Below are 24792 nucleotides of genomic sequence, written 5' to 3' on the forward strand. Positions count from 1 at the left end.
ACAGCTGCAATTTTTAATGGGAGTGGGTTCGACTATTAATAAAATCGGTGACCGAAAACAACACCCCAGAGATCACGAAAGTAATGTGTATGCCTACTTTCCAAGCAAGCTGCTCACTGGTTAAATCTTGAGAATGAATAAAGACCTTGAGCAACTCTACGGCAGATATCGCTACTATGGCGCTGATCAGCTTGATTTTAAGCCCTGAGAAGCCAACTTTCCCCATCCAAGTCGGTTTGTCTTCTTGTGGTTCGACATTAAGCTTAGAAACAAAATTCTCGTAGCCACTAAAAATAATAATGATCAACAACCCAGCCAATAAAGCCGTATCAACCAATGTTAAAATACCAATGAGTAACTCTTGATTTGTCGCGGTAAGCGCACTGATGGTCATCACATAAAGCTGTTTAAAGAACTTAAGTAACAGCAACACAATCGCGAGTAGTAGGCCAACAAAGAACGGCGCTAACAACCATCGTCCTTTAAATAAGGTTCTTTCTAAGAGATGTTCATAACGATTAAATTGCTCATTCTCGGACTTGGTTTCTTGCTCCATGTTTTTGATTTTCACCATCTTTAGTAAGTTTGACTGAACCTATAAATGTAGCATCAACGCTTATATTTCTCACTATTTATTGACGTAAATTTGAATCAATTTTCTGCTCTTTAAGAGAAAATAAATTCGTTTTCCTTATTTTAAATTTTGCTTTAAAACATGCTTGTTCTTTCAACTAACAGGTAACACGAATGAAAACCTTAGTTTCATCATTAATCGCTCTATCTCTTTTTGCTTGTGTACAAGTACAAGCCGATGAAGAGTTACCAGTCGCGCCTGCAGATTTGGTTCAAGAGTTAACTCAAATGTGCCTTGATTGGGCAAAAGATGATGATGTACAAGCATCTGAGATGAAAAAATATGTTTTGAATTGCGTTAACGACGAGCTAGAAGCAACTGGCTATCAAAAAGTCAAAGACGTAAACATTAAGTAATACCAGTTCGCTTATTTAACCTGAGCTGCGGATAATTAATGCCTTTCTAGCAGCCAGTTTTAGCGCTAACTGCGTTGAATTCACTTCCAATAGCCAGCTATTGGTGCGTAAATTCGCCTTGTTTTCCCTAAAACTCTCTGGCTAGACAAGGAGAAAACTAAGTTGTGCTTTAGCAACAATGAGTTGGAACATTCCTTATCCAAGCCTCAGGTTATTTAAGTGATGGCATTCATGATGAAAAAGGCCGCTCAATGTGTTGAGCGGCCTTTTATTTTCAATAACACCTGAAAGCAATTATCGATGTTTGGCTAGCTGTTAAGCTTTCTTTTTCTTGGTAGTTTTCTCTTCTTCTACCCATTTACCATTGCTATACGTCGCTTTCCAACCCGTCGCTTTACCATCCACTTCTGTCATCACATATTGTGTCTTGGTTTTTCTAGAGTAGCGAACAATCGCAGGATTACCATCCGAGTCTTGCTCAGGCGCATCAGCCAAATAATAGAATTTAGGTGAAATTCTATCTCTGAAGCGTTTTAGCTCTGATACTTTCGGGGCTCTTGTCTCACGTGATTTCGGGAATGTGTGCGCCGCTAAGAAAATACCTGAAGCGCCATCTCGAAGCACAAAATGTGCGTCCGACTTTTCGCATTCTAGTTCCGGAAGCGGAACTGGATCTTCTTTCGGTGGTGCAGCTTCACCGTTTTTCAATAGCTTACGTGTATTTTTACAGTCTTCATTTGTACAACCAAAATACTTACCAAAACGACCAGATTTAAGCTGCATATCCGAGCCACACTTGTCACACTCAATTAGTGGTCCATCATAGCCTTTGATCTTAAATGCACCGGTCTCAATGACATAGCCCTTACACGCCGGGTTGTTACCACATACATGGAGCTTTTTCGTTTCATCGATAAGGTATGAGTCCATTGCCGTTTCGCAAATTGGACAACGTTTCATATGACGCAGCGATTCAGCTTCCGCCTCTTCATCCGCATCCGCGGCAACCGCTTCATCACCAGACACTAGATTGATTGTGGTGGTACAACGCTCTTTTGGCGGCAAGTTATAGCCTGTACAACCAAGGAATACTCCAGTAGAAGCAGTACGAATACCCATTTTGCGTGAACATGTGGGACAATCTATGTCCGTTTCAACCATCACATTTTGTCGCATGCCGCCTTCACTTTCATCGCCAGCTGCGATTTCTAGCTGGTTAGAAAAGTCGGCGTAAAACTTATCAAGTACCTGCGTCCATAAACGTTCGCCCTCTGCGATATCATCCAGGCGACCTTCCATTTTTGCGGTAAAGTCAAAGTCCATTAAATCGTTGAAATTCTCAACGAGTCTGTCAGTTACGATCTCGCCCATTTTTTCAGCGTAAAAACGGCGGTTTTCAACTCGAACATAACCACGGTCCTGAATCGTTGAAATGATAGCTGCATAGGTAGATGGGCGACCAATACCACGCTTTTCTAATTCTTTAACTAAGCTTGCTTCGCTGAAACGTGCTGGTGGTTTAGTAAAGTGCTGCTTAGGATCAATCGCAATAAGATCAAGCTTGTCGCCAACTGAAACACTTGGAAGCGCCTGCTCTTCTTCATTCTTCTTACGAACGGCTGGTTGTACACGTGTCCAACCATCAAAACGTAGCACGCGACCTTTCGCTTTTAACGTGTAATCTTCCGCGGCGACGGTCAGCGTCGTTAGATCATACTCTGCTGGCATCATTTGACACGCTACAAACTGACGCCAAATAAGCTCATAGAGCTTCTTAGCATCTGCCTCTACGCCGTCTAAATGACCTGATAAGATCGTCACGTCAGAAGGACGAATTGCCTCGTGCGCTTCTTGTGCGTTGCCTTTTGCGGAATAACGCAGTGGTGCTTCTGGAAGATACTTACTACCGAATTCACTATCGATATAGCCACGACACATTTCTAACGCGTCGTTTGATAAATTCGTCGAGTCCGTACGCATATAGGTGATGTAACCCGCTTCGTATAGACGCTGCGCTAACATCATGGTTTTCTTTACGCCATAGCCTAAACGAGTACTTGCCGCTTGCTGCATTGTCGAGGTAATAAATGGCGCACTTGGCTTACTCTTACTTGGCTTTTCTTCAACCTTGACTACTTCGTAAGCACTGTTTTCAAGCACTTGTACAGCAGTATCAGCCTGCGCTTTATTTACTGGCTTAAATGCTTCGCCTTTAAACTTAGTAACCGCTAGGCGAATATCATCTTTTGTTGCTTTAACATCGGCGTGAATATCCCAAAACTCTTCTGGAATAAACGCTTTAATCTCACGCTCTCGCTCAACAAGTAATCTCACAGCAACAGATTGTACGCGACCTGCCGACAACCCTCTTGCTACTTTTTGCCAAAGCAGCGGGGAGACCATAAAGCCAACAACACGGTCAAGGAATCGTCTTGCCTGCTGGGCATATACCATGTCGGTGTTAAGGTCGCCAGGCGCTTCAAACGCTTGGGTTATCGCGTTTTTGGTGATCTCGTTAAAGACCACACGCTTATATTTGCTCTCATCGCCACCGATAATCTGTTCAAGGTGCCAAGCAATGGCTTCCCCTTCTCTATCCAAATCGGTTGCGAGATAGATATGGTCAGCATCTTCAGCAAGTTTCTGTAGCTCTTGAACTACTTTTTCTTTACCCGGCAAAATTTCGTAATGCGGTTCCCAACCCTTCTCAGGATCAATCCCCATCCTCGCAACTAAATTTGCATAATCTTTTTGCTTTTTATATTGCGCTTTTTCTTCAGGTGACATTTTACGTACTTCAGCTGGCGACTTAGTTGCCAAGCCTTTCGTTTTACCTGCCCCTGAGGTAGGAAGATCTCGAACATGGCCTACACTGGATTTAACAATGTAATCCTTGCCGAGGTATTTATTGATTGTTTTTGCCTTCGCGGGAGACTCTACAATTACTAGCGATTTGCCCATAGCTGCCTATTTTTGACCGATTCTGTCTGATGTTTGCCCTTACTTGGGCGTTAAATTACTTATAGGTATATCTACAAACACCTATTGTTACAAGCTAAAAATACTAACTTTTCCCTGATCACCGAATTATTATCCAATTTATGTACAATATTCAGCCAATTTAGGGACGCATTCATATATATAAGGTTAAGGCACGGGAATATAAAGGAATAGAAACAAAAATGCCAACCCGAAAGTTGGCATTTGTTGAATTATCCAGCGTCTGTAACGCTTATTCCGATTGATTGTGTCTTTCGTTCGTCATCATCATCTCCCAAAGCTGGGAAAGTAAATTTGATCCCTAATACGCCAGAAAGTTTGTTGTTTGGCTCAGCTTCCCTCGCCAAAGTAACGTTGAAGAAGTTTGGCTTATCACTTGTGTAGTTCCCTAAGGTGCCAGACACACTACCACTGGTCAACTCACCGTTATTTGTTGAAATTTCGACTTCTGTACCTGCTGGAAGCGGATTACCAAACTCATCAGTGAAATAAATCGTGATAGGAACAGCTGATGGGCTGCCTGCCGCCGTGAAGTCTACACTGGCGAGGTCGCACACACCATCTACTCCAGATGGTTCAAGCACTAAGCCATTGCCACTTGGGCACGTATTCGAACCTGCAAGCGCAGCCGGCACTGTAAATCGCACAAAAGCATTATCACCAGACATTATCAATTCAAATTGTCTGTATACATTAACTAGCTCTTTAGTGCATTCTCCTGCGGCTTCAGCTGCTTCTGAACAAAGCAAACCATTATATTTGCCGTCCCCTTCATAAATATTGTTGCCATCGATATCAAAATCAAAGCGACCATTGTTATTGCTATCCATCCACCAATCGTCATGACCGCCATTTACAGTTCCGGTTGGAGAACAAGGTCCAGTGTTTGCGGCAGAATCACAATTCTCTTTATCAAAGCGACCATTCTCATTGGTATCTAGGAATGCTTCTGTAAGGTCAAACTCTTGGCGATATTCACCAATATCAAATCGACCATTACGGCGCTCTACTCCACCGCTTGATTGCTCATCTCTGAAATTTTCTTGGCCTTTAACAAAAGCCAACACACTTACACGCCCACCCATAACAATTCGTCTAAGCGCAGTTGTAGCGCCATCGTTCGACGAAGCGTCTTTTTGTCTTAGCATGCCATTAATACATGGTGCTGCATTACCAAAATATGGGTCACAGTTCCAATTAGCTGAACTTTGCTTTTGAGTATTTGATAATGTAGCTGCTAGCCTAGGTGCTACCGCTTCAAAGGTATTCGCATTACCGTCTATATCACCAATGCGGTTACCCCAACGATATTCATAGAAAGGTCTATCTCCTTGGCTACGCCATACCACAGTACAAGCAGCATTATTCGTTCTACAATCGTAAGTGTCCTCAGACTCAGTACTACCAATAGCACCGGCTTCAGCAATCACAGTTGCAGCAACGCCATCAGCATTAAACTGATTGAATTGATCACCAAAGAACAAGGTAATATTTGTTGTTACTCCATTATAATTAAGCGAGTTGGTATTGAATGTAACGGGGGAAGCGTCAAACGTATCCTGATCGGTGACACCTGAGCTTAAAATTAATCCCGACGATACACCAAAGATTTGCTCACTTAATGGGATTGTGTGCATTACGCCTGAAGGACAGCGGGCATCGTCGTTTGATGCATCTGCATCATTACAAGCGTTAGCAATATCCGTCCAACAGGTAATCGCATCACCTTCAGGCAAATTCACGTAAGATTCTTCTGGGATATAACACGCACTGACAACAAGCGGTCCTGGCACAATACCAGACTTAACCGTTGTTCTTACAATACCATTTGCATTGGTGTTTCCGGTAATTTGCGTAAGTGAGGCTAGGCCTTGCTCATCTGACAATCTAAAGTCGACTCGCGCTCGTGGAATTGCAAGGTTATCTTCATCTACCAGTTTAAAGCTCACAACAGATTGGGTTGGTAAACCGCCTTCACCAGGGGGTAAAGCAATAAACTGATTAAACCCATCTTCTTCCGGTAAAAATTGTACCGCTTGTGCAAGCGCGCTATCCACTTCAATAATCGTTTCTTGATTTATTGGAGAGCTGCCGTTTTGGATAGTAACAGAAATTCTATCTTCGCCTTGGCAACCTTTAGCACGGTATGTAGAACGGGCGATACCATTTGAGGTATTTACCGTTTCATCTAATTCTGCAAGCGCAGGGGTCGCTACGGAACAAGCTGAGCTAAATGCAACTTCAACAGCGCTATTGATTAATGCCCCATTCTGATCCTTTAACGTCACGGTAATAACCGTACTTCCACCTGCGGAAAGCTTTTGTTGAACTCCATTACTATCAACCAAACCATTGTCAATCGTAACATTCAACTGAGCAACACCAACATTAAAATTGATAGCCTGAGTGACATCAACATAATCTGGAGAGTTTACCGTAATAGTACCTGCGCCACCTTGGTTACCAGGCTGAAACTTTAGGATTGCAATACCAAAAGAATCCGTTAGCGCGGTGCCTGTCGATGGTAAAATAGCCCCTAAAGTAGTCTCAGCGCTAATTAACGCGTTGGCAATAGCATCACCTGTTTGGCTAGATGTCATTTTGATGAATACATCAGCAGTCTCGTTTGACGATACTTGATTGACACGAGTACACCCAGCAGCAATTGGATCTATCATTGCCTGATTTCGGCTATCATCCCAACCTGCAGGGCATTTACTTAACAACATAACCTCAAGTTTTGCTGACGCGGTTACATTACCGTCATCACCACCACCTTGAGAGGTAAAATCAAAAGATCTCGTTGCACTATTATCACCTTGAGTGTAAGTCGCCGTAATACGTCCAGCACCTACAGTAGCCGTCACTTTTAAAGTAATTGACGCTTTACCCTCAGTATTTGTAAGCACAGACCCTGAGCTGGGTTCCATGGTCGCAAATTCGTCGCTCTCAAAAACGACTCGACTATTTGCCAGAGGGCTACCATCTTTTGTTAACGTGGCAGTGATTACTAGAGGAGATAAAGATGAAAGTGTATTCGTTGAATTACCACTAGTATCCGCTCCTGAAAGCGTAATGGCATAAGTACCATCGCTACCATCATCACCATTACCATTATCTGTATCTTTTTGGATACTGCCGCCGCCACCGCACGCGGTCAGTAAGAATGCTAGCATCAGTATGCTAAAATAGCGCATCAAGGGCATTCACCTATCTCCCTAGCTAAGTTAATTTTATTATTGCTCAATAGTAACCCAATTTTAGCGATAAAATCACAATTTTTTATTAGATTAGATAGATTTTCTATCGTGAAATGCTGTTCATCTGCGCCAAGCCTGTTAAGCTTTAGCAGTTTTAAGATACATAGTGTTAGGACAATGTCAGAAAATCAAAAAATGGGCCTAACGGCGCGCATTATGATAGGCATGGTGTTGGGTGTTGTATTAGGCCTCACTCTTCAAGCCATCCTAGGTAAGAATAAAGAAATACTCATTCCTTTAGGTCTTTTCGACCTCCCCATTAAAGGTTTTTTCGTTGACGGTTTATTCCACATAGGTGGGCAAATCTTCATTGCAAGCTTAAAAATGCTTGTTGTTCCTTTAGTGTTTATTTCCCTTGTATGTGGCACATGTAGCCTTAGTGACCCAAAGAAATTAGGCCGCTTGGGTGGTAAATCCATTGGTTTGTATCTCATTACAACAGCAATCGCAATCACGGTTGCAATCACGCTCGCACTACTCATTGCACCGGGCGGTGGCGTTGAAATTCCAAGCAGCGCGTCATTTGACGCAAAGCAAGCGCCGACACTTGTGCAAGTTATAATCAACATGTTCCCGACTAACCCAATTGACGCGATGGCCAATGGTAACATGCTTCAAATCATCGTCTTTGCGCTGCTATTTGGTATTGCTATGGCACTAAGCGGAGATGCCGGTGCTCGCCTAGCATCTGTATTTGAAGATCTCAATACAGTAGTGCTTAAGTTAGTGACTTTATTGATGAATGTCGCTCCATATGGTGTATTTTGTTTGATGGCCAAGTTGTTTACAACCATCGACATGGGGTTAATCGCCGAGCTCGGCAAATACTTCATGGTAGTACTAGCAGCGCTGCTAATTCATGCATTCATTAACTATTCAATCTTATTTAAGCTGTTAACAGGTTTAAGCCCTATCATCTTCCTAAAGAAAATGAAAGACGCGTGTATGTTTGCCTTTAGTACCTCAAGTTCAAGTGCGACTATGCCAGTAACACTAGAGACTGCAACTAAGAAGCTAGGTGCACATAACTCAGTCGCTTCTTTCACAATCCCTCTGGGTGCAACCATTAATATGGATGGCACAGCTATTATGCAAGGTGTTGCAACAGTCTTCATTGCTCAGGTATTTGGTGTAGACCTCACCATTAATGACTATCTCATGGTTATCTTGACTGCTACTCTTGCCTCTGTTGGTACGGCAGGTGTGCCTGGTGTTGGTTTGATCATGCTTGCAATGGTGCTTAACCAAGTTGGATTGCCAGTTGAAGGTATCGCGCTTATCATTGGTGTAGACAGACTACTAGATATGACAAGAACAGCCGTTAACGTCACTGGTGACTGTATGGTAACTTGTGCTGTCGCTAAGTCTGAAAACGAATTTGATATTGATGTTTTCAACGACCCTGATGCAGCAAAAGAACTAGAAGAAACCACTTCAAAATCAAAAGCGTAAATATCAATAACGCAGCTAGGTATAATAGCTGCGTTATTTTCCTCAATAAGCTAACTCAATACTCTCTAGCGACATATCTGCAATCCATACCCTTTTCTTCATTGCCACTTTTTTCTAGGTACAGAATAGGGTTAAGCAGAAGATTCTCCGCGCCTAAGCACGTGAGCACTTTAGTTATAGCAGGATTTGGACATGGAGTTATCGGTAAGCCTCTCTCACCTCAAAGCTAGACCACTTATCTAAACATTTGCTCGGCTGAGTCCGGTTCGACAAATGCATTGTTGTGGATAAGAAAAAACCGCGCTATAAAGCGCGGCAGATTGATGATAAACCCCGCTTTTTTAAGCGGGGTTTATTTTTCCCAGTTGTTGGAGCAGTTTTCTCTGCCGTAAGTTTCAGCGTTGGTTTTTTTGTGTTGGCTAGGCTAATTATTGTGATTTGGTGTGTCCAAGATCGTTTTGAGGGCTTTTAGGGGGAGTTTTCGAGGTTTTTTGCTAGTGTGCAGCCATGAGCGCCATTTTCTTCATATTTTGACATGCCGCTGCTAACAAGCACTGCGCGGTCACTTTTGACAGACCTCTATATCTGCAGTAGCGATGTCCATGATGTTGTTTCGCATCAGCGAAGCTTCTTTCCACCGTTTCGGCTCGTCGTCGATAGAGCTTTTTACCCCAGTCGCTCAGCCTAATCGCATTGGCGTTTTCTACGCTCGATTGCCAAACATGCCGCGTTATAACTTTGGTTTGATTTTTACTGGCTGTACATTGATTTCTGACTGGACAGCGTCCACATTTGCTCGGGTCGGAATGATAGTGACGATAGCCTGTTCGGCTTGTTGTTTTGTAGATTAGGGTTTCACCTTGCGGGCACAGGTAAGTATCTGTATCGGCTTGATATTGATACTCACGTTTGGCGAAGTAGCCTTTCTTTTTATTTGGTCTTCGATATCCCAGCACGCCAACTAATTGCCTTTCTTCCAGATTGTGGCATACCGCGGCGGTAAAATAGCCTGCATCTAGCCCAACCGCGATAGGGTTGAGTGCAAAGGTATCGAGCGCTCTGTCGAGTCGACTGATAATAGGTTGTGAGTCATGGACATTGCCTGCGGTGGCGTGTGTATCAACAATAATGCCGTGTTTACCATCCACAATTCGATGGTCTAGATAGAAGAACCCTTTTGGCTTTTCATCCCGTACCATAAACCCGCTATCTGGGTCGGTGCGGCTGACTTTGGTTGGTTTTGTGCAAGTTGTTTCTTCCTTACACTTCAGGGGCTTTTTTCCTTCATCCTCCCGGTCTTGCAGTACTGCTTCGTTCAATTGCTCTACATACACTGAAGGACTGACTTTTAAGTCTTCTATGTCATAGCGCTTTTTATTGGCATTGGCTTTGAGGTGTGTACTGTCAGCAAATAAGCTATAGCCACCTATGAGTTTTTGTTTCATCGCTTGGCGGACAATGTTATCGAAGATGGATTGATAAATATTGCTGTCTTTAAAGCGCTTTATGCGGTTTTGGCTTAGCGTCGAGTGGTGGATGACATCTTCAGTTAGTCCCACACCTAAAAACCAACGATATGCGACATTGACTTGGATTTCCTTAATCAAGCGACGCTCGCTTTGAATGCCAAACAGGTATCCAAGAAATAAAATCTTGAACATTCGCACTGGGTCAACCGCTGGGCGACCATTGTTTTTACAGTAGAGATGGGCGACTTCATCGCGGATGAATTCGAAATCAATCGCAAGGTCAATCAGGCGAACTAAATGGTCTTTTGGAACCAATTGGTCGATAGCGACCATTTCTAGTTCATATTGCTGAGGGGTTTTGTCTTTAAGCATGGTGAACTCCCTAAACTCACTACGCTTATTAGATCAAAGGGCTAGATCTGTGTCCAGCCCTTTTTCAACAGTCTGCCGCGCTATAAAGCGCGGCTTCTTTCATTTTAATAAACGCTAACCTATTAGAATTGGTATGCAAACTTCACGTATGCTTGACGACCAAGGATACTGTGCGTTTTATTGTCAATTCCCATAGACTCTGAAGGAGCAAGCGGCGCTTCCTCATTAAACAAGTTAGACGCACCAAGCGTTACTGTCAGCTTTTCTACGCCAATATAACTGACGCTTGTATCAACGGTAGTCCATGAATCAATCTCATATTTATTGCCATCACTATCGGCAAGGTCTTTATACGAATCAACATAGTTTACGCTGATATTTGCAAGCCAATCATTCTTGGCCCAGTCCATGCCCGCAGTCCAACGGAACTGTGGGTGCTGGTATTCTCCATTGAGATCTTCTGCAACATTGAATGTGTTACCTTGATCGTCACTTTCAAATGATTGCTCTTCAAAGTTAAGTGCGTAAGTTAAGTTATAATTGAACTTAAACTCACCCATTTCACGTGTAGTTAATGCGTAGGCTAAGTTAACATCGAAACCGTCTGTTTCACGACCACCAATATTAACAAAGGTGTCGTTAATAGTTAGAATACGACCAAGTGTGCTGCCCTGATTCGGCGCACGCACCACCAAATTAGGATCGGTACCACAACAATCAACTAACTTCTGTGCACCTATCTTCTTGATAAGATCTTCTTGATCATAGTTCCAGTAATCCACACCGATACTAAAGTCATCGGTCGCTTGCCACACAACACCTAAGTTGTAGTTTTCTGACTCTTCTGGTTGTAGGTTTTTGTTACCAGACACAATCGCAGTGTATTCATACGGGCTACAATCATCATCAGCGCCAGTTTGGCGACAACGCTCGCGGTCTATCACGCTTGGAGATTCGTCTGTTCTACCTAGATGTAGCTGCACAAGAGAAGGTGCTCTAAATGCTGTCCCCCAAGAACCACGAACCACAAGGCTATCAAGTGGTGACCAACGAAATGCTACTTTTGGATCGGTTGTTGTCCCAAAGTCACTATAGTCTTCATAACGCAATGCTAATTGTAGCTCTAGCGTATCTAGCACTGGTACGCTAAATTCTGCGAATATCGCAGTGTTGTCGCGATCACCGTTCGCTTGCGTCGCTTCTGTACCAAAAATTTCACCTCTGATGTATTGGCTATCTGGGTTATCTTCGATTTTCTCGTAGCGATGTTCGAAACCAAACGCTGCAGCAACGTAGCCTGCACCCAATTCAAACAGTTCACCTGAAATGGTACCGTCTAATGATTGCATGGTTGATGCACCATAACGTGTGGTCGTGGTCTCAAAAAACGCCAGACCTGCTTCTGTATTGGTGCTGGGTTCAAATGGGTTCCAAAGACCCTCATCAATCGCTTGCTGCGCTCTTAGCTTGTTAGGGAAACCATCAAAACCCTTTTCAACTGCACTTGAACGAATAGCAGAATATGCAACTTCCCAAGACCACGCATTCCACTCACCACGAGCACCAAGGACTGCGCGGTAGTATTCAGAATCAACATCTTTTTTACGGTTACCGATATCGACTGTACGACGACGCATTGAAATATCTACACCATGTAAGAAATGGTCTGGGTCGTTAAATAGTGGATGGTTTGGGTTATCACCATCCATAAACAGTTCTGTAAAGCTTGGACTACCTGCACCTTGAATGAAAGTTGTAGAATGCTGTGCCGAAAGTTCAGCAAAGCCTTCAATACCATCGGTGATCTCTTGTACACCGTTATAGTTAAAGCTAATACGTTCTGTCGAAGGAATTGCGGTCATGTGTGGCGCGTAGTCGTAGCGACAAATATCACCAATATCTAAAGCAGGATCGCATTTATCATTACCCCATACGTCCGTAAAGATAGTCTGTCTTACCTGAGTGCCATCGTCTTCAACACGAACAACGGGTAATCTCGCCCACTGCTCGTCTGTTAACATGCTTCTCATTACTTCAACACTACCAGGAACACCAGCAGAACTTAATGAGTTATTACCACCACGAAAACGCTGATCAGCAGATGCCGTATAGTCACGATCTGCATACGTTAAGTGACCGCGTTTAAAGTAATCTAGTGAAAAATTATGGTGACCATTTTGTGTTGATGAGCCCCAAAGAAGGGTAAAGTTTTGTTCTTCGGCACCACCATCTGCGGTGTCTGAGATTTTACCTGCAACTTCAAAACCGTCGATATCATCACGAAGAATGATGTTAATAACACCCGCTACTGCATCCGAACCATAAGTCGCAGAAGCGCCATCTTTTAGAATATCGATACGTTTAACCGATGACACCGGAATGGTATTTAAGTCCACAAATGATGTTTCGATATCTTTTGCAAATGGGCTAACCGCAACGCGGCGGCCATTGATTAATACAAGTGTCGATGATGCCCCTAACCCTCTTAGAGCAACACTTGATCCACCATTTGCAGTGTCATCGCTTGAGTTACCTTGCGTACTAAAAGTACCAGTACCCGATACCGGCAGCTTTTGCAACGCGCCAATAAGGTCCGTTGATCCCGTTGAAGCTAGATCAGCTGCTGATAAACTTTGGATTGGTGACGGGCCTTCTAAATCTGTTCTTTTAATGTGAGAACCGGTCACTTCAATACGTTCAACTTGCTTCGTTTCTTCAGCCTTAACTTGTTGATTCATGCCGATTAAAACGGCAATAGAGAGCGCACTGAGTGGTAATTTATAGGTCATCCTGTTTCCCCTTAAGTTGATAATTACACTGTAGTTTTTTTAATAATCCAGCCATTATTAGCATACCGAAGCAACTTTAACAATGCATTTATTTAACATTAAGTTTCCAATTTGGGTGTCTAATAGCAGAAATTCACGACGAATAGATATCGTTATTTGCCAGTGTGAATTATTGTCAAAAGAAGGATTAAAGGTAATAAGAGAGGGTTTTATCTGTAAGAAATGCAAGGGTAAAGTAACGTCCAACGAATTTAGTTAGTCTGAATAGCTCCGACTAAAGTCTATAGACGTTACTTTATATTATGATGGGCTAATTATAGTGCCAGCCAAGGTTGCACTGACTTCACATTAGCAGAGTCAGCAAAATGTGTATTGTCGTTTGACCACGTCTTCGGGACGCTGATTTGACAGACTTGCAACTCACACTTCATTGTAGCGTCGGTAACGGTTTGACTTCTGCCAAAGGTCACAATAACTCCCTGTTGCTCAGGCAGCAAAAATGACAGTAAGTTTTTAATAAAAAAGCCTGAGAGATCAGCCAGTAGCTCTTCAAATTCCTGTTGCATTTTATAAAGGTCAGCTTTGCTCAAAGATGTTGTGTTAAATAACTCAGCTTCAATCTGCATTTTTAGCTGGCAGTCCGAGTTTGCGCCCTTCGTTTCAATCACTACTTTTGCTTTGTCTTTGTCCAATTCTTTGTCAAATGGCAGCAAGAGCTGCGCTTCATCAGTGTACGACAATGGAAAGCTCGCTTCCTCGGTCACAATATTACCCGTCGTGATTTTACAGGCTTGCATACTCACTGTATCAACAAGGTAAAAACCCACACGTGCAAACTCAAACTCGCCTTTACTTACCACTTTTAGTCTGTCGTAAAAGCTGTCGTATGCAAAGGTGACCGTTTTAGCAGAGGCTATCGCACTCCAAAGTGCCATTATCAGGACAACTACAATCTTACTCTTCATCAAAATACGCTCGGTTATGCCTTATCATATCGTTAAGTTCGTTCACGTAGTCTTCACCACGCTCTGAATAACTCAACAGACCACTTGTTAATACTGTCGCGTCAATCGGCGCTTTTTGAGCTCGCAGCTCTGCTCGTACCGAACGCAACTCCCTGTATGCATCATTGGTGTTAATATTTCTAAAGTATGACTTGACCGCGGCTCTTACCGACTGAAATGCTCTAACTTCGTGATCGGCCGCATCTTCTCGCCGCTTCGGCACCATGCCGCAGCCTTTGGTGTAACACCATTGGCCAAAAAAGTTTAACCCAATCCGTGCAAACCGTGACGTGCCCCAGGCAGATTCATTAGCAGCTTGCATCAGCGCCAGCTCTTTAGGAATAATATCCACTCGGCGCAGTGCTCTTTTGAGCGAAGATTCATTGATGGCTTCGCCTTTTAAATCATACTTGGTGAAAATCATCGCAATCTTTTCTATTTGTTTGCGTGTTAGCGTTTCATCAAATTGCACCATCATCAGAGCGATTTCAAGCGTTGCCCGCTGCTCTAAGATCTGTTTATTTTCGGCTTCTACATGCGGTTTAATAAAGTCGAAAAACGCCGTTTTCTTTTCCTTAATGTCACGAATGGCTGAAAAATTGGGTAGCTTTACGCTATGGAGTGGCTTTTCCGGCACCTTAGGTACAACCTCTGCACCGGTATCCTCTTGATCTAAGGTAGAATCTTGAGGACCTTTATCTTGGATAAAAGGATAAATTAACGCCCAAATGGTCACTAGGGCAACAATGAGTTTAATCAGTTTAGCTTGCATACTTCTCCTCGCAGTGGCGTTGTTCTGGAAACGGAGTCTCTTTCCTTAAGTCTCTAAGAACTTTTCTCAAGCTCGCTCAATAACAGTTTTATTCTGTTACTATAGTTTGATAGAGCGTTGATAAATTGCGCCAAAATAACAGTATTCAAAAATAGCGGCTGATAATATCAAAAGCCACAATTAAACGCGAATTTTCGTTCAGTTATCGTACATAGTTTAGACGAGTTTGAGATATAAAGAAAAAGGAACAGAAGTATGACGTCTAACGCTTGGCAACAGCGTCTGCTATCGCAGCAAAAAAACCGCCCTAACGACAATCGCTCAGCATGGCAAATAGATCGTTCTAGGATCATACATGCCGCTGCTTTTAGGCGCTTGCAAGCCAAAACCCAAATTATGGCAATCGGCGTCAACGACTTTTACCGGACTCGCTTAACGCACTCTTTGGAAGTATCGCAAATAGGCAGCGGTCTACTGCGCCATTTAAGAAAACAACATCCTGAATTTGAGCACTTTCCTTCGACAAGTCTTATTGAAACTCTGTGTCTAGCGCATGATATCGGCCACCCACCTTTTGGCCATGGTGGAGAAATAGCGCTTAATTACCTTATGCGTGATCACGGAGGGTTTGAAGGAAACGCCCAAACCTTGCGTATCGTCACCAAGTTGGAACCATACACTAAAGGTTATGGCATGAACTTAACGCGCCGCACCTTATTAGGTTTTATTAAATATCCTGCATTAATCGACACACTTTGGTATCACCAACCAACACAAACACAAAGTCGAAAATACATATTGTCTAGTGATTGGCTGCCTGCTAAAGGCATTTATCAATGCGACCAATCGGTATTTGATTGGATCCTCTCGCCATTTTCTCAAAACGACCAAATAAAGCTGCAAGAAACCGAGGTAAAAGACACCTTCCGTCGCAAGACAAAGTTTAAATCGTTAGATTGCGCCATTATGGAATATGCCGATGATATCGCCTATGCAGTTCATGATTTAGAAGATGCGATTGCAACCGAGACCCTTAACGAGGCAGCATGGCATGATTTTGCGCTGCCTGAATTACAAAAGTTAGACTCATCTTGGCTAAAGCACAACTTACAACGCGTAAGCGAGAGTTTATTTTCAGAAGATGAATCTAATCGTAAAGATACCATAGGTGAGCTCGTCAACCTGTTTATTGTGCACTGTAAACTCACCGTTCAAGACTCAGATTTTGACTCAGCCCTACTTCATTTTACCGTTGAGATGGCACCCGAATTTCAGGAAATCCTGCAAGTATTAAAAGTGTTCGTATATCGAAGATTAATTCGTGAACCTAAAATGCAGCAAATTGAGTTTAGCGGTCAAAACCTGCTTATTGATTTATTTGAAGTTTTTGCCAGTGATCCCATGCGATTATTGCCGTATACAACCCAAACATTGTACCTGCAAGCAACCGATGAAACGCAGCAAATGCGTGTGTTAGCGGACTATCTTGGTGGCATGTCTGATGAGTATGCAAGAAAAACGCATCGACGCTTATTTACCGGGGAATTGTAAACTCTATTCGTAGAGCCAAAACTTAATCATGAGAAATTCGCATACATTGGCAATTAACTCATTCTTTAATTTTTCTTAAGCCTTTCTTAAGTATCTGCATATATGTTTTCAGCGTAGCTTGATATTTTTCAGTTGGAGCATATATGCCAGCCAAAGCCGTTGCGGTATTCGTGTTAGTCTCTTCGATCACTCCTGCGTTTGCGGGTGACCCATTTAGCATCGTCTCTCTTTGCAATAATAACGCTGAACATCGTAATAAAATGGCTCGACAGACGGATAAAGCAAGTCAAGAGAAAAACATCAAGATTGAGTCTATCGAAATAAACTCAAACCCTATTTTTAACCCAGACGACCCAGAAACGACCTCTTTCCATGATTTCGTAAACTGGCTGCATATAGAAACCCGAGATGCGACTATCGCTTCTCAACTCCCTTTTCAGGCTGGTGACCTAGTCAGCGAGGCCGATATTTTAGAGGCTGAGCGGATCTTGCGTGCTAAAAAATACATCAGAGAGGCGAAAATTAACTATGCCAAACCATGCAGCAGTGCCGAGCCACAGAAAATATCAGTGCAAACGTGGGACACCTGGAGTTTGCTGCCCAGCGTAAACTTTGGCCGAAGTAGTGGAAACAATAAGTTAAGTTTGGGGTTTAAAGAGGAAAACTTGTTAGGGTATGGCGTTAGGGCATCCGTAAAATACAAATCTGACCATGAACGTTCTGGTTACCATAGCGTATTGCAAATGCCTGCGCCATGGCAACCACATGCCATGATAACAGTGCAAGCAGATGATTATGATGACGGTCAAATATTTATGACTGACATTTATCAACCTTTCTATCAGCGCTCCAGCTCTTTGTTATATAGAGCTTATATTAATGCACAAGAGCAAACGACTTCTATCTATCATAACGGTCAAACAGAAAGTCAGTTTCGATATAATGGTACATCTGCGCAGTTTGCTTATGGCCGTTTATGGCAGCAAACCAATAGCACCACACTAAGGTGGATAGCCGGTGTCGATTACCAAGATGTGAGCTACGACGAGCAAAACTTAGCCACAAGAGATAACCTTAATGACTTCAAGCTGTTAGCGCCTTGGATTAGCCTTCAATATATTGAAGATAATTACATCGTGCTGCAGGATGTAGACTTAATCAATCACAGTGAAGATTTCAACCTCGGATGGTCACTTGCGGCCAAGGCAGGTTTTGATACCGAAGCGGACGGAGTTGGCTCAATTTGGGAGTTTTCAGCCAACAAAGCATGGCTATTTAATGAGGATGTCTTATACCGATTTAAAGCATCAACCAATGCCCAAATTGGCACGCAGCAAGGTGATAGAGTATGGTCTACTCTCGCTGCTAAGGTAAATTATCGCTGGACCGATAGTTTTGCTTTTTATGCTGATGTCATTGCTGCGTGGCAAAACAAGGAGTTTGCCGAGCGTCCTCTTGCTCTCGGTGGAGATGAAGGGATCCGTGGCTTCCCACAAAGCTATCAACAAGGTACGCAAACGGTCAAATCTTCATTCGAACTCCGTATGTACCCCAACATTAATATTTATCAGCTGGTTGATTTAGGATTCGTTGGTTTTGTTGATATGGGAAAAGCAATCGGGAATATACAGCACCCTAATATGAGCAATAACATGCTCGGCAGTGTAGGGCTCGGAGTTCGTTTATATTCCGCACGTTCAAGTAACGAAAACGTAGTGCATATAGACTTTACTAAACCATTAAGTAATTACCCTGAAGTTGACAGCTGGGAACTAGGTTTATCAGTAGAGACTCACTTTTAAATAGCGCCTCAAAGGGTCAATGTAAAGGTGATGGTGCTCCCTTCCAACGTAACAGTGAGTTCCGCGTCAATGGCTTCAGCAAAGGCCCTAGCAATAGGCAACCCCAAGCCAAAGCAATCATTCGCGCTTCTCGATTGGTCGCTTTGCCATAGTGGTTCAAATAACTGTGCTAAATTCACACTTTCGAGCTCGCCGGAAACCTGATTGCTCACTCGAACATTTATTCCATCCATCGCCCCTTTTTCAACAACAATAAGTGCTTTTGAACCCAGTACACGGTGACGCTTGGCATTTTTTAGTAAGTTACCAATGATACTCTCGACTGCCATTAAGTTGGTCTGAATTGGACATTCTGAGCGAGTTGTCTGAATCTCAACGTTATCAAGTGCTATCTCACCTATCGAGCGGTTGACGACTTGCAATACATCAACAACATCGTCTTTGGGTAGCTTTATCTGCTCGTATTTATGTAGCAACATTACATTGGTGACGATGTTTTTCATCCGCTGACTTATTCTTAATACTTCTGGCACAAAGTCATCCGCCAGTTCATTGTCTTCCGGGAAGCGTGAAATAACTTCCGCCAAATTAATAAGCTCCGTAATGGGCGTTTTTAATTCATGCGAAATATCTGAGGTTAAGCGCTTTTCTCGCAAGTACAATTGTCTGTTTTCAACAATAAAACGGTTTAAGCTTTGCTCAACGGGTAATAACTCAGAGACTGGCTTTTCTAATATTATGGTGTCTGAATCGTTAGAGAAATTTAGTTTGGCTATCTGAGCATTCATACTATTCAACGGCGCGAGACCAACATCGACCGTTTTACGAACAAAGACACGAATAAACACCACAACACATACGATAGTCACGATAAAAACGATATCAATGAGCCAAAGAATAAAGTCCAGTCCCTCCGACGAGGCCGCGTAGGCAATAACAAGCTCATCATCAAAAGATTTTCTTTCCCCTTTTAGGGTATGGATCTGCGGAATAAAACGGGTATATATGATCCGTCCTGCACGACCATCTGGCAGGGTTTCACTTACCACTTTACTTTCACCAAGTGATAACGACAAATAGGGTAACTCGTGTTGCGAAAAAAGATCTAAGCTGTCAGAGCGTGCAAACACTCGGTCGTTCAACCAGATTTGATAATATTCAGGCTCGATATTACCTGTAAACTCAGGTAAAAACTCACCGGAAAAGTGTAGTTCTAGATGATCTTCATCTTCAGAGACTAGCGTCATCAGCATACCAACTTTTGTATGCATCGCTTTGTCGAATTGTGAGTCAATCCAAGAGTCAACAGCCAAATCTGTGGCGAGTAAAATGGCGACTACAACACCTGTGATGGTAATTGATAATGTTCTAACTAAGTTCCCTCGGATCGACTTCATGGTAGTTGCTCAACATAATATCCAAACCCGCGTTTAGTTTTAACTGGCAAGCATTGACCCAGCGCTTTGACCTTTTTGCGTAGCGAAGAAAGGTGAGCTTCGATGGCATTTTTCGACACACTATCGAAATTTCCGGTAATATAAGTGCTCAATTTTTCTGGTGTAATAATCTTATTTTGATTAGTAAACAAACATTCCAAAATTTTATACTCATTGGGTGTTAAGTCTATCCGCTGCCCTGCAATTAACGCCGACTTTAGCTGCAAGTCAATGGTCAAGAAGCCATACACGATTTCATCACCATCTTGTTTAAATGCCCCTCTTCTCATTAGCGTTAATAGCCGTGCATGCAGCTCATCAAACGAAAAGGGCTTGGCGAGATAGTCATCTGCACCACTTAATAAACCCAGCACTCGGTCTTCAGGTTGTGACTTTGCTGACAACACCAACACTCGAGTGTCGTTCTTCTGTTGTCTTAGCGCTTTAAGCACACTTATGCCATCCAAACTGGGCAACATGATATCTAAAATAATTACATCATAGTGATCCATCAGCGCCATACTCAAACCGCTAGAGCCATCCGCCGTATCATCTACCGTAAAACCCAGTTTAGAGAGTCCTAAGGTTAAGCTGCGACGCAAGGACTCAGAATCTTCAATCAGTAACACATTCATAAATAAACCTTTGGCTAGTGCTTAATATCACATAGCTTAGTTGCTCAAACTTAAGATTCGCTAAAGAGAACTTCAACTTTCATTAATTCCGAAGGATTTCCTAAGCTTTTCTTAAGTTTCGTCGGATAGTCTTGTGATAAATGCAGCTATTCTTAACACTCTATGAACAAAGTACACTTTTCAACTCCTTATGCAAAACCCTTCATGGTGTTTTTTCTTTCCTTGTTGATGATTTTGACGCTTAGCCGTTTAGGACTATCAGCTTGGATGTTAGAGAGAATGGCAGGCTCTGATCCTTTGACCTTTGTGATATCAGGCCTGCGAGTTGATTTGAGTACTACCGCTTATCTCGCAATACCGCTCTTATTATTAATGGTCGCGCACTATTTTATACCCAAGCCATTGAAGCCTTTACTTACTGCGCTAGTAACGGGATATATTGCATTGGGTATTGCATTTGTCCTACTACTCGAAGCTGCAACTCCGGCATTTATTTTGCAATACGACATCAGACCAAATCGTTTATTTATTGAGTATTTGATTTACCCCAAAGAAGTCATTTCAATGTTGTTGAGTGGTCACTTGGGCACAGTGATATTCACCCTACTTTTATGTACTTTGGCTTTAATAACCACCTTGAGATATTTTCCTCGCATTGGCAACGATGTGCCATCAAAACGGAATATAGCTATCTCTACTTTTTGTAGTCTTATCTGTTTAGCGCTGTTAGCAAGAGGCACTCTGGGCCATAGACCGCTTAACCCTGCTACCGTCTACTTCTCACAAGATGCATTGGTTAATTCGCTGACCATCAACTCGGCTTATAGTGTTGCGTTCGCAGCAAAAAATATGGGTAGCGAAAAAAGTGCCAGTGCGCTTTATGGTTCGCTATCCGAAGCTAAGGTTTTTGATACGGTAAGAAAAGCAAGTTACAGACAAGATTTTATCTCAAATACACTTCCTACCTTAGCCACTAATCCGGCATACCATCAGGGCAAAAAGAAAAATTTGGTAATTATCTTGGAAGAAAGCTTAGGCGCGCGTTTTGTAAGCTCGCTAGGAGGAGCAAATCTAACCCCAGAATTAGATAAACTGTATCAAGAAGGCTGGGGGCTGGAGAACCTCTACGCAACGGGCACCCGTTCGGTCCGCGGAATTGAAGCCGTGATCACCGGCTTTGTACCTTCACCGTCACGCTCCGTCGTTAAGCTTTCAAAGTCTCAGCAACAGTTTTGTACGTTGGCGGATATTTTAGCCCAAGAAAACTATACCACACAGTTTATTTATGGTGGCGAAAGCCACTTCGATAACATGAAAAGCTTCTTCTTAGGAAATGGCTTTCAACGTATCGTTGACTTTGATGATATAGAAAACCCGGAATTTGTTGCGTCTTGGGGCGCCAGCGATGAAGATCTGTTTAATCAAGCGGATAAAGAACTAACTCAGCTGAGTGAAGAAGAAAAGCCATTTTTTAGTTTGATCTTTACATCTAGCAATCACGACCCGTTTGAAATTCCTGACGGAAAAGTATTGTTACCAACAAATCATAAAAGTGATAAACCTGCGCGAGATCTCGCTATCAAGTACGCCGACTATGCCCTCGGAAAGTTTATTGATAAGGCCAAGCGAAGTCGTTATTGGCAAGATACTATCTTCTTAGTTGTTGCAGATCATGATGTCAGGGTGTATGGATCCGAGCCCGTCCCTATTAAGTCTTTTCATATTCCAGCCGTTATTTTGAATTCAGACTTTGATCAAAAACAAGATAAAAGATTGGTCAGCCAAATTGATTTACCTGTCACTTTGCTTTCTTTAATAGGGGTTGAGCGCCCAACGCCTATGCTTGGCTTTGACTTAACCAAACAATATCCAGTGCAAAGAGCGATGATGCAATATTACGATAATTTTGCCTACATTGAAGATGACAAAGCCGCCATTTTGATGCCAGGCAACAAAGTGAGTTATTGGCAATATGACACGGCAACTAAGATGCAAAAACCACTGGTGAATACAACACACACCGCTGATTTGAAAGAAAAAGCACTATCTCATGTATTATTTAGTAATTTGGCCTATCAGGAGCAAATTTATCGATTAAAAGAGTAAAGCATAAGGTTGTCTTAAGTATTTCTATAGAAAATAAAGATAACTTAGTTTTTATTTTCTCGTCAGGAGTTGGATATGTTTAAATTTTTAAAACATATCTCCCCATCAGGCTATACCAGTCTGATGGTTCTCGCCACCTTTTATTGTACCTTTGCTTTTAATAGCCTATTTTTTATCAAAGTATTTAATGTTTCTACAATACAGGACTGGTCCGATTGGCTATTTTTAGCATCTGTCCCTATCCTTTTGTTTTTCCTGACACTGTTACTATTTAGTTGGTTTTCTTTAATCACCTTCGTACGGCCTTTTCTATTCATTACCATTGTGCTATCCAGTGTGTTGCTATACGCATCAATAAACTACGGCGTAATATTTGATAAAAGCATGATGCAAAACGTTATTGAAACAGACACGGGGGAAGCATTTTCATATTTAAATATAAACCTAGTTCTTTTCGTACTAACTTTGGGTTTAATTCCTGCTTATTTAATGACAAAAAACAAAATAAGGCAGCCACTCAAGCAAAGACTAAAATCCTTTATTCTCATTAACTTTGTTTCAATTACCTTCATCTCTTTGATAGCATTTAGCTTTTATCAAAACTATGCCTCCGTTGGTAGAAACAACAAAGAAGTCGCAAGCTATATCACGCCATTTTCATTTTATATTGCAGGATATAAATACCTGAGAGATAACTATTTTTATCCTCCATTACCATTTCGATTACTAGATAAAACACCTGCTTTAGCTTCCAAGTCAGGTGCGAATATTACCGTTGTTGTTGTTGGTGAAACTGCACGTGCAAGCAACTTTTCATATGGAGGCTATAAAATAGATACTAACGAATACACTAAACAGGACGGCATCAAATATTTCAGTAACATGTCATCTTGTGGCACAGCGACAGCAATTTCAGTACCCTGTATGTTTTCACGGCTAGATAGAGCAGGTTACAATAGCCGTCTTGCTCAGAGCCAAGATAACGTGCTTGATGTGATCCACAGGGCTGGCGCCGAAGTGTTTTGGATAGACAATAATAGTAGTTGTAAAGGTGTATGTAATCGGGTTGAGAATTATCGAATTGATACTAACAAGGATAACCCGCTGTGCGACGGTAAGTATTGCTTTGATGAGGTACTAATCCCATCACTTATGAATACCATAAACAACGCGCAAACAAGCAATATTGTTGTTGTCTTACATATGATTGGCTCGCATGGCCCAACTTATTATCGCCGTTACCCTAAAACACAGCAAAAATTCCTCCCAGATTGCCAACGCAGCGATATCCAAAATTGTACGCCTCAAGAATTAGTGAACACCTATGACAATACCATCGCTTATACAGATTTAGTGTTGCACAAAATCATTACACAACTGTCTTCGTTGGACGCAGAAGCTGTCAACATGCTCTATGTTTCCGATCATGGCGAATCACTTGGTGAAACCGGATTATATTTACATGGCTTTCCATATCGTCTAGCGCCTAAAGAGCAAACTCAAATCCCGATGATTTACTGGAGTAATCGGCTAACAAATAAAAACTATAGTGGTTGCATTGACGCTGTAAAACAGCAACCCCTTTCTCATGACAATATCTACGATACGTTACTTGGCTTAACGCAAGTTAAGTCGAAAACCTATCAGTCCAAAAAAGACATATTCGCAACCTGTCGAACTCAATTACTCGCAACTAATGGAGAAACTAATGCATTTTGATAACACCAATAAGCCAACTGGAGCAAAACGACTATTGCTGGCGCTTGGACACTCATTTAGAGCGTTTAATTGGCTCACAAAAAATGAATCCGCCTTTCGGCAAGAGCTTATTCTATTGCTGGTTACTATCATTTTGCTATTTACACTTGAACTTTCACTCTATGAGCGCGTTATGTTGTTTTGTGCAACGCTGTTTGTGATGTTTGCAGAGATAGTGAATACCGCTATTGAAGCGACAATTGACAGAGTCGGTTTAGAGATCCATCCACTGTCGGGGCTTGCCAAGGATTTGGGCTCGGCTGGCGTGTTGATCGCACTTATCGTTTTTATCTGTATCTGGGGCAGCTGTTTATATCAAAACCTCTACTAGCAAGTAATGGCCAATCAAGCTTATGTTTGGATGAGAGAAGCCAAACATAAGCTTTAGCGCTAACC

The 24792-nt window shown here is 42.4% G+C and carries 16 protein-coding genes; 7 read left to right on the top strand and 9 right to left on the bottom strand.

All coding sequences use genetic code 11. The features are described from left to right. Positions 1 to 13: 13 nt before the first annotated feature. The gene (locus NO992_RS04265) at positions 14 to 556 is read right to left on the bottom strand and encodes a TIGR00645 family protein (RefSeq protein ID WP_010373955.1); all 543 of its coding nucleotides are present in this window, start codon (positions 554 to 556) and stop codon (positions 14 to 16) included. Between the two features lie 191 nt (positions 557 to 747). Here NO992_RS04265 and NO992_RS04270 point away from each other — a divergent pair, with 191 nt between their 5' ends. Further along, positions 748 to 990: a hypothetical protein gene (locus NO992_RS04270; protein ID WP_010373953.1), complete on the top strand. Its 243-nt coding sequence runs from the start codon at positions 748 to 750 to the stop codon at positions 988 to 990. A gap of 315 nt (positions 991 to 1305) precedes the next feature. Here NO992_RS04270 and topA read toward each other — a convergent pair whose 3' ends face one another. Beyond that, positions 1306 to 3951, bottom strand: a complete 2646-nt coding sequence (gene topA, locus NO992_RS04275; protein WP_010373951.1) for a type I DNA topoisomerase — start codon at positions 3949 to 3951, stop codon at positions 1306 to 1308. A gap of 251 nt (positions 3952 to 4202) precedes the next feature. Then, positions 4203 to 7196: a hypothetical protein gene (locus tag NO992_RS04280; protein WP_371374634.1), complete on the bottom strand. Its 2994-nt coding sequence runs from the start codon at positions 7194 to 7196 to the stop codon at positions 4203 to 4205. 171 nt (positions 7197 to 7367) lie between these two features. Between NO992_RS04280 and NO992_RS04285 the strand changes: the two genes are divergently transcribed. Beyond that, a complete protein-coding gene (locus NO992_RS04285) occupies positions 7368 to 8702 on the top strand; it encodes a dicarboxylate/amino acid:cation symporter (protein ID WP_045963936.1) in 1335 nt (444 codons plus the stop codon). Between the two features lie 494 nt (positions 8703 to 9196). Here the strand turns inward: NO992_RS04285 and NO992_RS04290 are convergent, their stop codons facing one another. The 4 genes from NO992_RS04290 to NO992_RS04305 form a co-directional block, all read right to left on the bottom strand. Continuing rightward, positions 9197 to 10543, bottom strand: a complete 1347-nt coding sequence (locus NO992_RS04290; RefSeq protein WP_371374637.1) for an IS1182 family transposase — start codon at positions 10541 to 10543, stop codon at positions 9197 to 9199. A 122-nt stretch (positions 10544 to 10665) separates the two neighbouring features. After that, positions 10666 to 13332 carry a TonB-dependent siderophore receptor gene (locus NO992_RS04295; protein WP_253104964.1) on the bottom strand — a complete coding sequence of 889 codons (2667 nt, stop codon included), beginning with the start codon at positions 13330 to 13332 and terminating at the stop codon, positions 10666 to 10668. Between the two features lie 314 nt (positions 13333 to 13646). Continuing rightward, positions 13647 to 14297, bottom strand: coding sequence for a DUF2987 domain-containing protein (locus NO992_RS04300; RefSeq protein ID WP_305776296.1), 651 nt, complete (start codon positions 14295 to 14297; stop codon positions 13647 to 13649). Beyond that, positions 14287 to 15108 carry a glucosaminidase domain-containing protein gene (locus NO992_RS04305; RefSeq protein ID WP_010373940.1) on the bottom strand — a complete coding sequence of 274 codons (822 nt, stop codon included), beginning with the start codon at positions 15106 to 15108 and terminating at the stop codon, positions 14287 to 14289. The genes NO992_RS04300 and NO992_RS04305 overlap by 11 nt, the downstream gene beginning before the upstream one ends. Before the next feature lie 255 nt (positions 15109 to 15363). Here NO992_RS04305 and NO992_RS04310 point away from each other — a divergent pair, with 255 nt between their 5' ends. Both NO992_RS04310 and NO992_RS04315 read left to right on the top strand, forming a co-directional pair. Further along, positions 15364 to 16659: an anti-phage deoxyguanosine triphosphatase gene (locus NO992_RS04310; protein WP_371374641.1), complete on the top strand. Its 1296-nt coding sequence runs from the start codon at positions 15364 to 15366 to the stop codon at positions 16657 to 16659. A 143-nt stretch (positions 16660 to 16802) separates the two neighbouring features. Further along, positions 16803 to 18461, top strand: a complete 1659-nt coding sequence (locus tag NO992_RS04315) for a hypothetical protein (RefSeq protein ID WP_371374645.1) — start codon at positions 16803 to 16805, stop codon at positions 18459 to 18461. A gap of 8 nt (positions 18462 to 18469) precedes the next feature. Here the strand turns inward: NO992_RS04315 and NO992_RS04320 are convergent, their stop codons facing one another. Beyond that, a complete protein-coding gene (locus NO992_RS04320) occupies positions 18470 to 19858 on the bottom strand; it encodes a histidine kinase dimerization/phospho-acceptor domain-containing protein (RefSeq protein WP_371374648.1) in 1389 nt (462 codons plus the stop codon). Then, positions 19855 to 20532, bottom strand: a complete 678-nt coding sequence (locus tag NO992_RS04325; RefSeq protein ID WP_371374651.1) for a response regulator transcription factor — start codon at positions 20530 to 20532, stop codon at positions 19855 to 19857. Before NO992_RS04325 ends, NO992_RS04320 begins: the two co-directional genes overlap by 4 nt. Positions 20533 to 20736: 204 nt before the next feature. Here NO992_RS04325 and NO992_RS04330 point away from each other — a divergent pair, with 204 nt between their 5' ends. The 3 genes from NO992_RS04330 (at position 20737) to NO992_RS04340 (ending at position 24727) form a co-directional block, all read left to right on the top strand. After that, entirely contained in the window at positions 20737 to 22638 is a 1902-nt protein-coding gene (locus NO992_RS04330; RefSeq protein WP_371374654.1) for an LTA synthase family protein, read from the top strand. 75 nt (positions 22639 to 22713) lie between these two features. After that, positions 22714 to 24357, top strand: a complete 1644-nt coding sequence (locus NO992_RS04335) for a phosphoethanolamine transferase (RefSeq protein WP_371374657.1) — start codon at positions 22714 to 22716, stop codon at positions 24355 to 24357. Next, positions 24347 to 24727, top strand: a complete 381-nt coding sequence (locus tag NO992_RS04340) for a diacylglycerol kinase (RefSeq protein WP_010605037.1) — start codon at positions 24347 to 24349, stop codon at positions 24725 to 24727. The genes NO992_RS04335 and NO992_RS04340 overlap by 11 nt, the downstream gene beginning before the upstream one ends. The last annotated feature ends 65 nt before the right edge of the window (positions 24728 to 24792 follow it).

The sequence above is a fragment of the Pseudoalteromonas sp. DY56-GL79 genome (genome assembly GCF_041414765.1).
Lineage (GTDB): Bacteria > Pseudomonadota > Gammaproteobacteria > Enterobacterales > Alteromonadaceae > Pseudoalteromonas > Pseudoalteromonas piscicida.

What these genes read in the sequence shown, in the direction of transcription:
- NO992_RS04265 (WP_010373955.1), bottom strand. Translation starts at nt 556, where the DNA reads ATGGAGCAAGAAACCAAGTCCGAGAATGAGCAATTTAATCGTTATGAA.
- NO992_RS04270 (WP_010373953.1), top strand. Translation starts at nt 748, where the DNA reads ATGAAAACCTTAGTTTCATCATTAATCGCTCTATCTCTTTTTGCTTGT.
- topA (WP_010373951.1), bottom strand. Translation starts at nt 3,951, where the DNA reads ATGGGCAAATCGCTAGTAATTGTAGAGTCTCCCGCGAAGGCAAAAACA.
- NO992_RS04280 (WP_371374634.1), bottom strand. Translation starts at nt 7,196, where the DNA reads ATGCCCTTGATGCGCTATTTTAGCATACTGATGCTAGCATTCTTACTG.
- NO992_RS04285 (WP_045963936.1), top strand. Translation starts at nt 7,368, where the DNA reads ATGTCAGAAAATCAAAAAATGGGCCTAACGGCGCGCATTATGATAGGC.
- NO992_RS04290 (WP_371374637.1), bottom strand. Translation starts at nt 10,543, where the DNA reads ATGCTTAAAGACAAAACCCCTCAGCAATATGAACTAGAAATGGTCGCT.
- NO992_RS04295 (WP_253104964.1), bottom strand. Translation starts at nt 13,332, where the DNA reads ATGACCTATAAATTACCACTCAGTGCGCTCTCTATTGCCGTTTTAATC.
- NO992_RS04300 (WP_305776296.1), bottom strand. Translation starts at nt 14,297, where the DNA reads ATGAAGAGTAAGATTGTAGTTGTCCTGATAATGGCACTTTGGAGTGCG.
- NO992_RS04305 (WP_010373940.1), bottom strand. Translation starts at nt 15,108, where the DNA reads ATGCAAGCTAAACTGATTAAACTCATTGTTGCCCTAGTGACCATTTGG.
- NO992_RS04310 (WP_371374641.1), top strand. Translation starts at nt 15,364, where the DNA reads ATGACGTCTAACGCTTGGCAACAGCGTCTGCTATCGCAGCAAAAAAAC.
- NO992_RS04315 (WP_371374645.1), top strand. Translation starts at nt 16,803, where the DNA reads ATGCCAGCCAAAGCCGTTGCGGTATTCGTGTTAGTCTCTTCGATCACT.
- NO992_RS04320 (WP_371374648.1), bottom strand. Translation starts at nt 19,858, where the DNA reads ATGAAGTCGATCCGAGGGAACTTAGTTAGAACATTATCAATTACCATC.
- NO992_RS04325 (WP_371374651.1), bottom strand. Translation starts at nt 20,532, where the DNA reads ATGAATGTGTTACTGATTGAAGATTCTGAGTCCTTGCGTCGCAGCTTA.
- NO992_RS04330 (WP_371374654.1), top strand. Translation starts at nt 20,737, where the DNA reads ATGGTGTTTTTTCTTTCCTTGTTGATGATTTTGACGCTTAGCCGTTTA.
- NO992_RS04335 (WP_371374657.1), top strand. Translation starts at nt 22,714, where the DNA reads ATGTTTAAATTTTTAAAACATATCTCCCCATCAGGCTATACCAGTCTG.
- NO992_RS04340 (WP_010605037.1), top strand. Translation starts at nt 24,347, where the DNA reads ATGCATTTTGATAACACCAATAAGCCAACTGGAGCAAAACGACTATTG.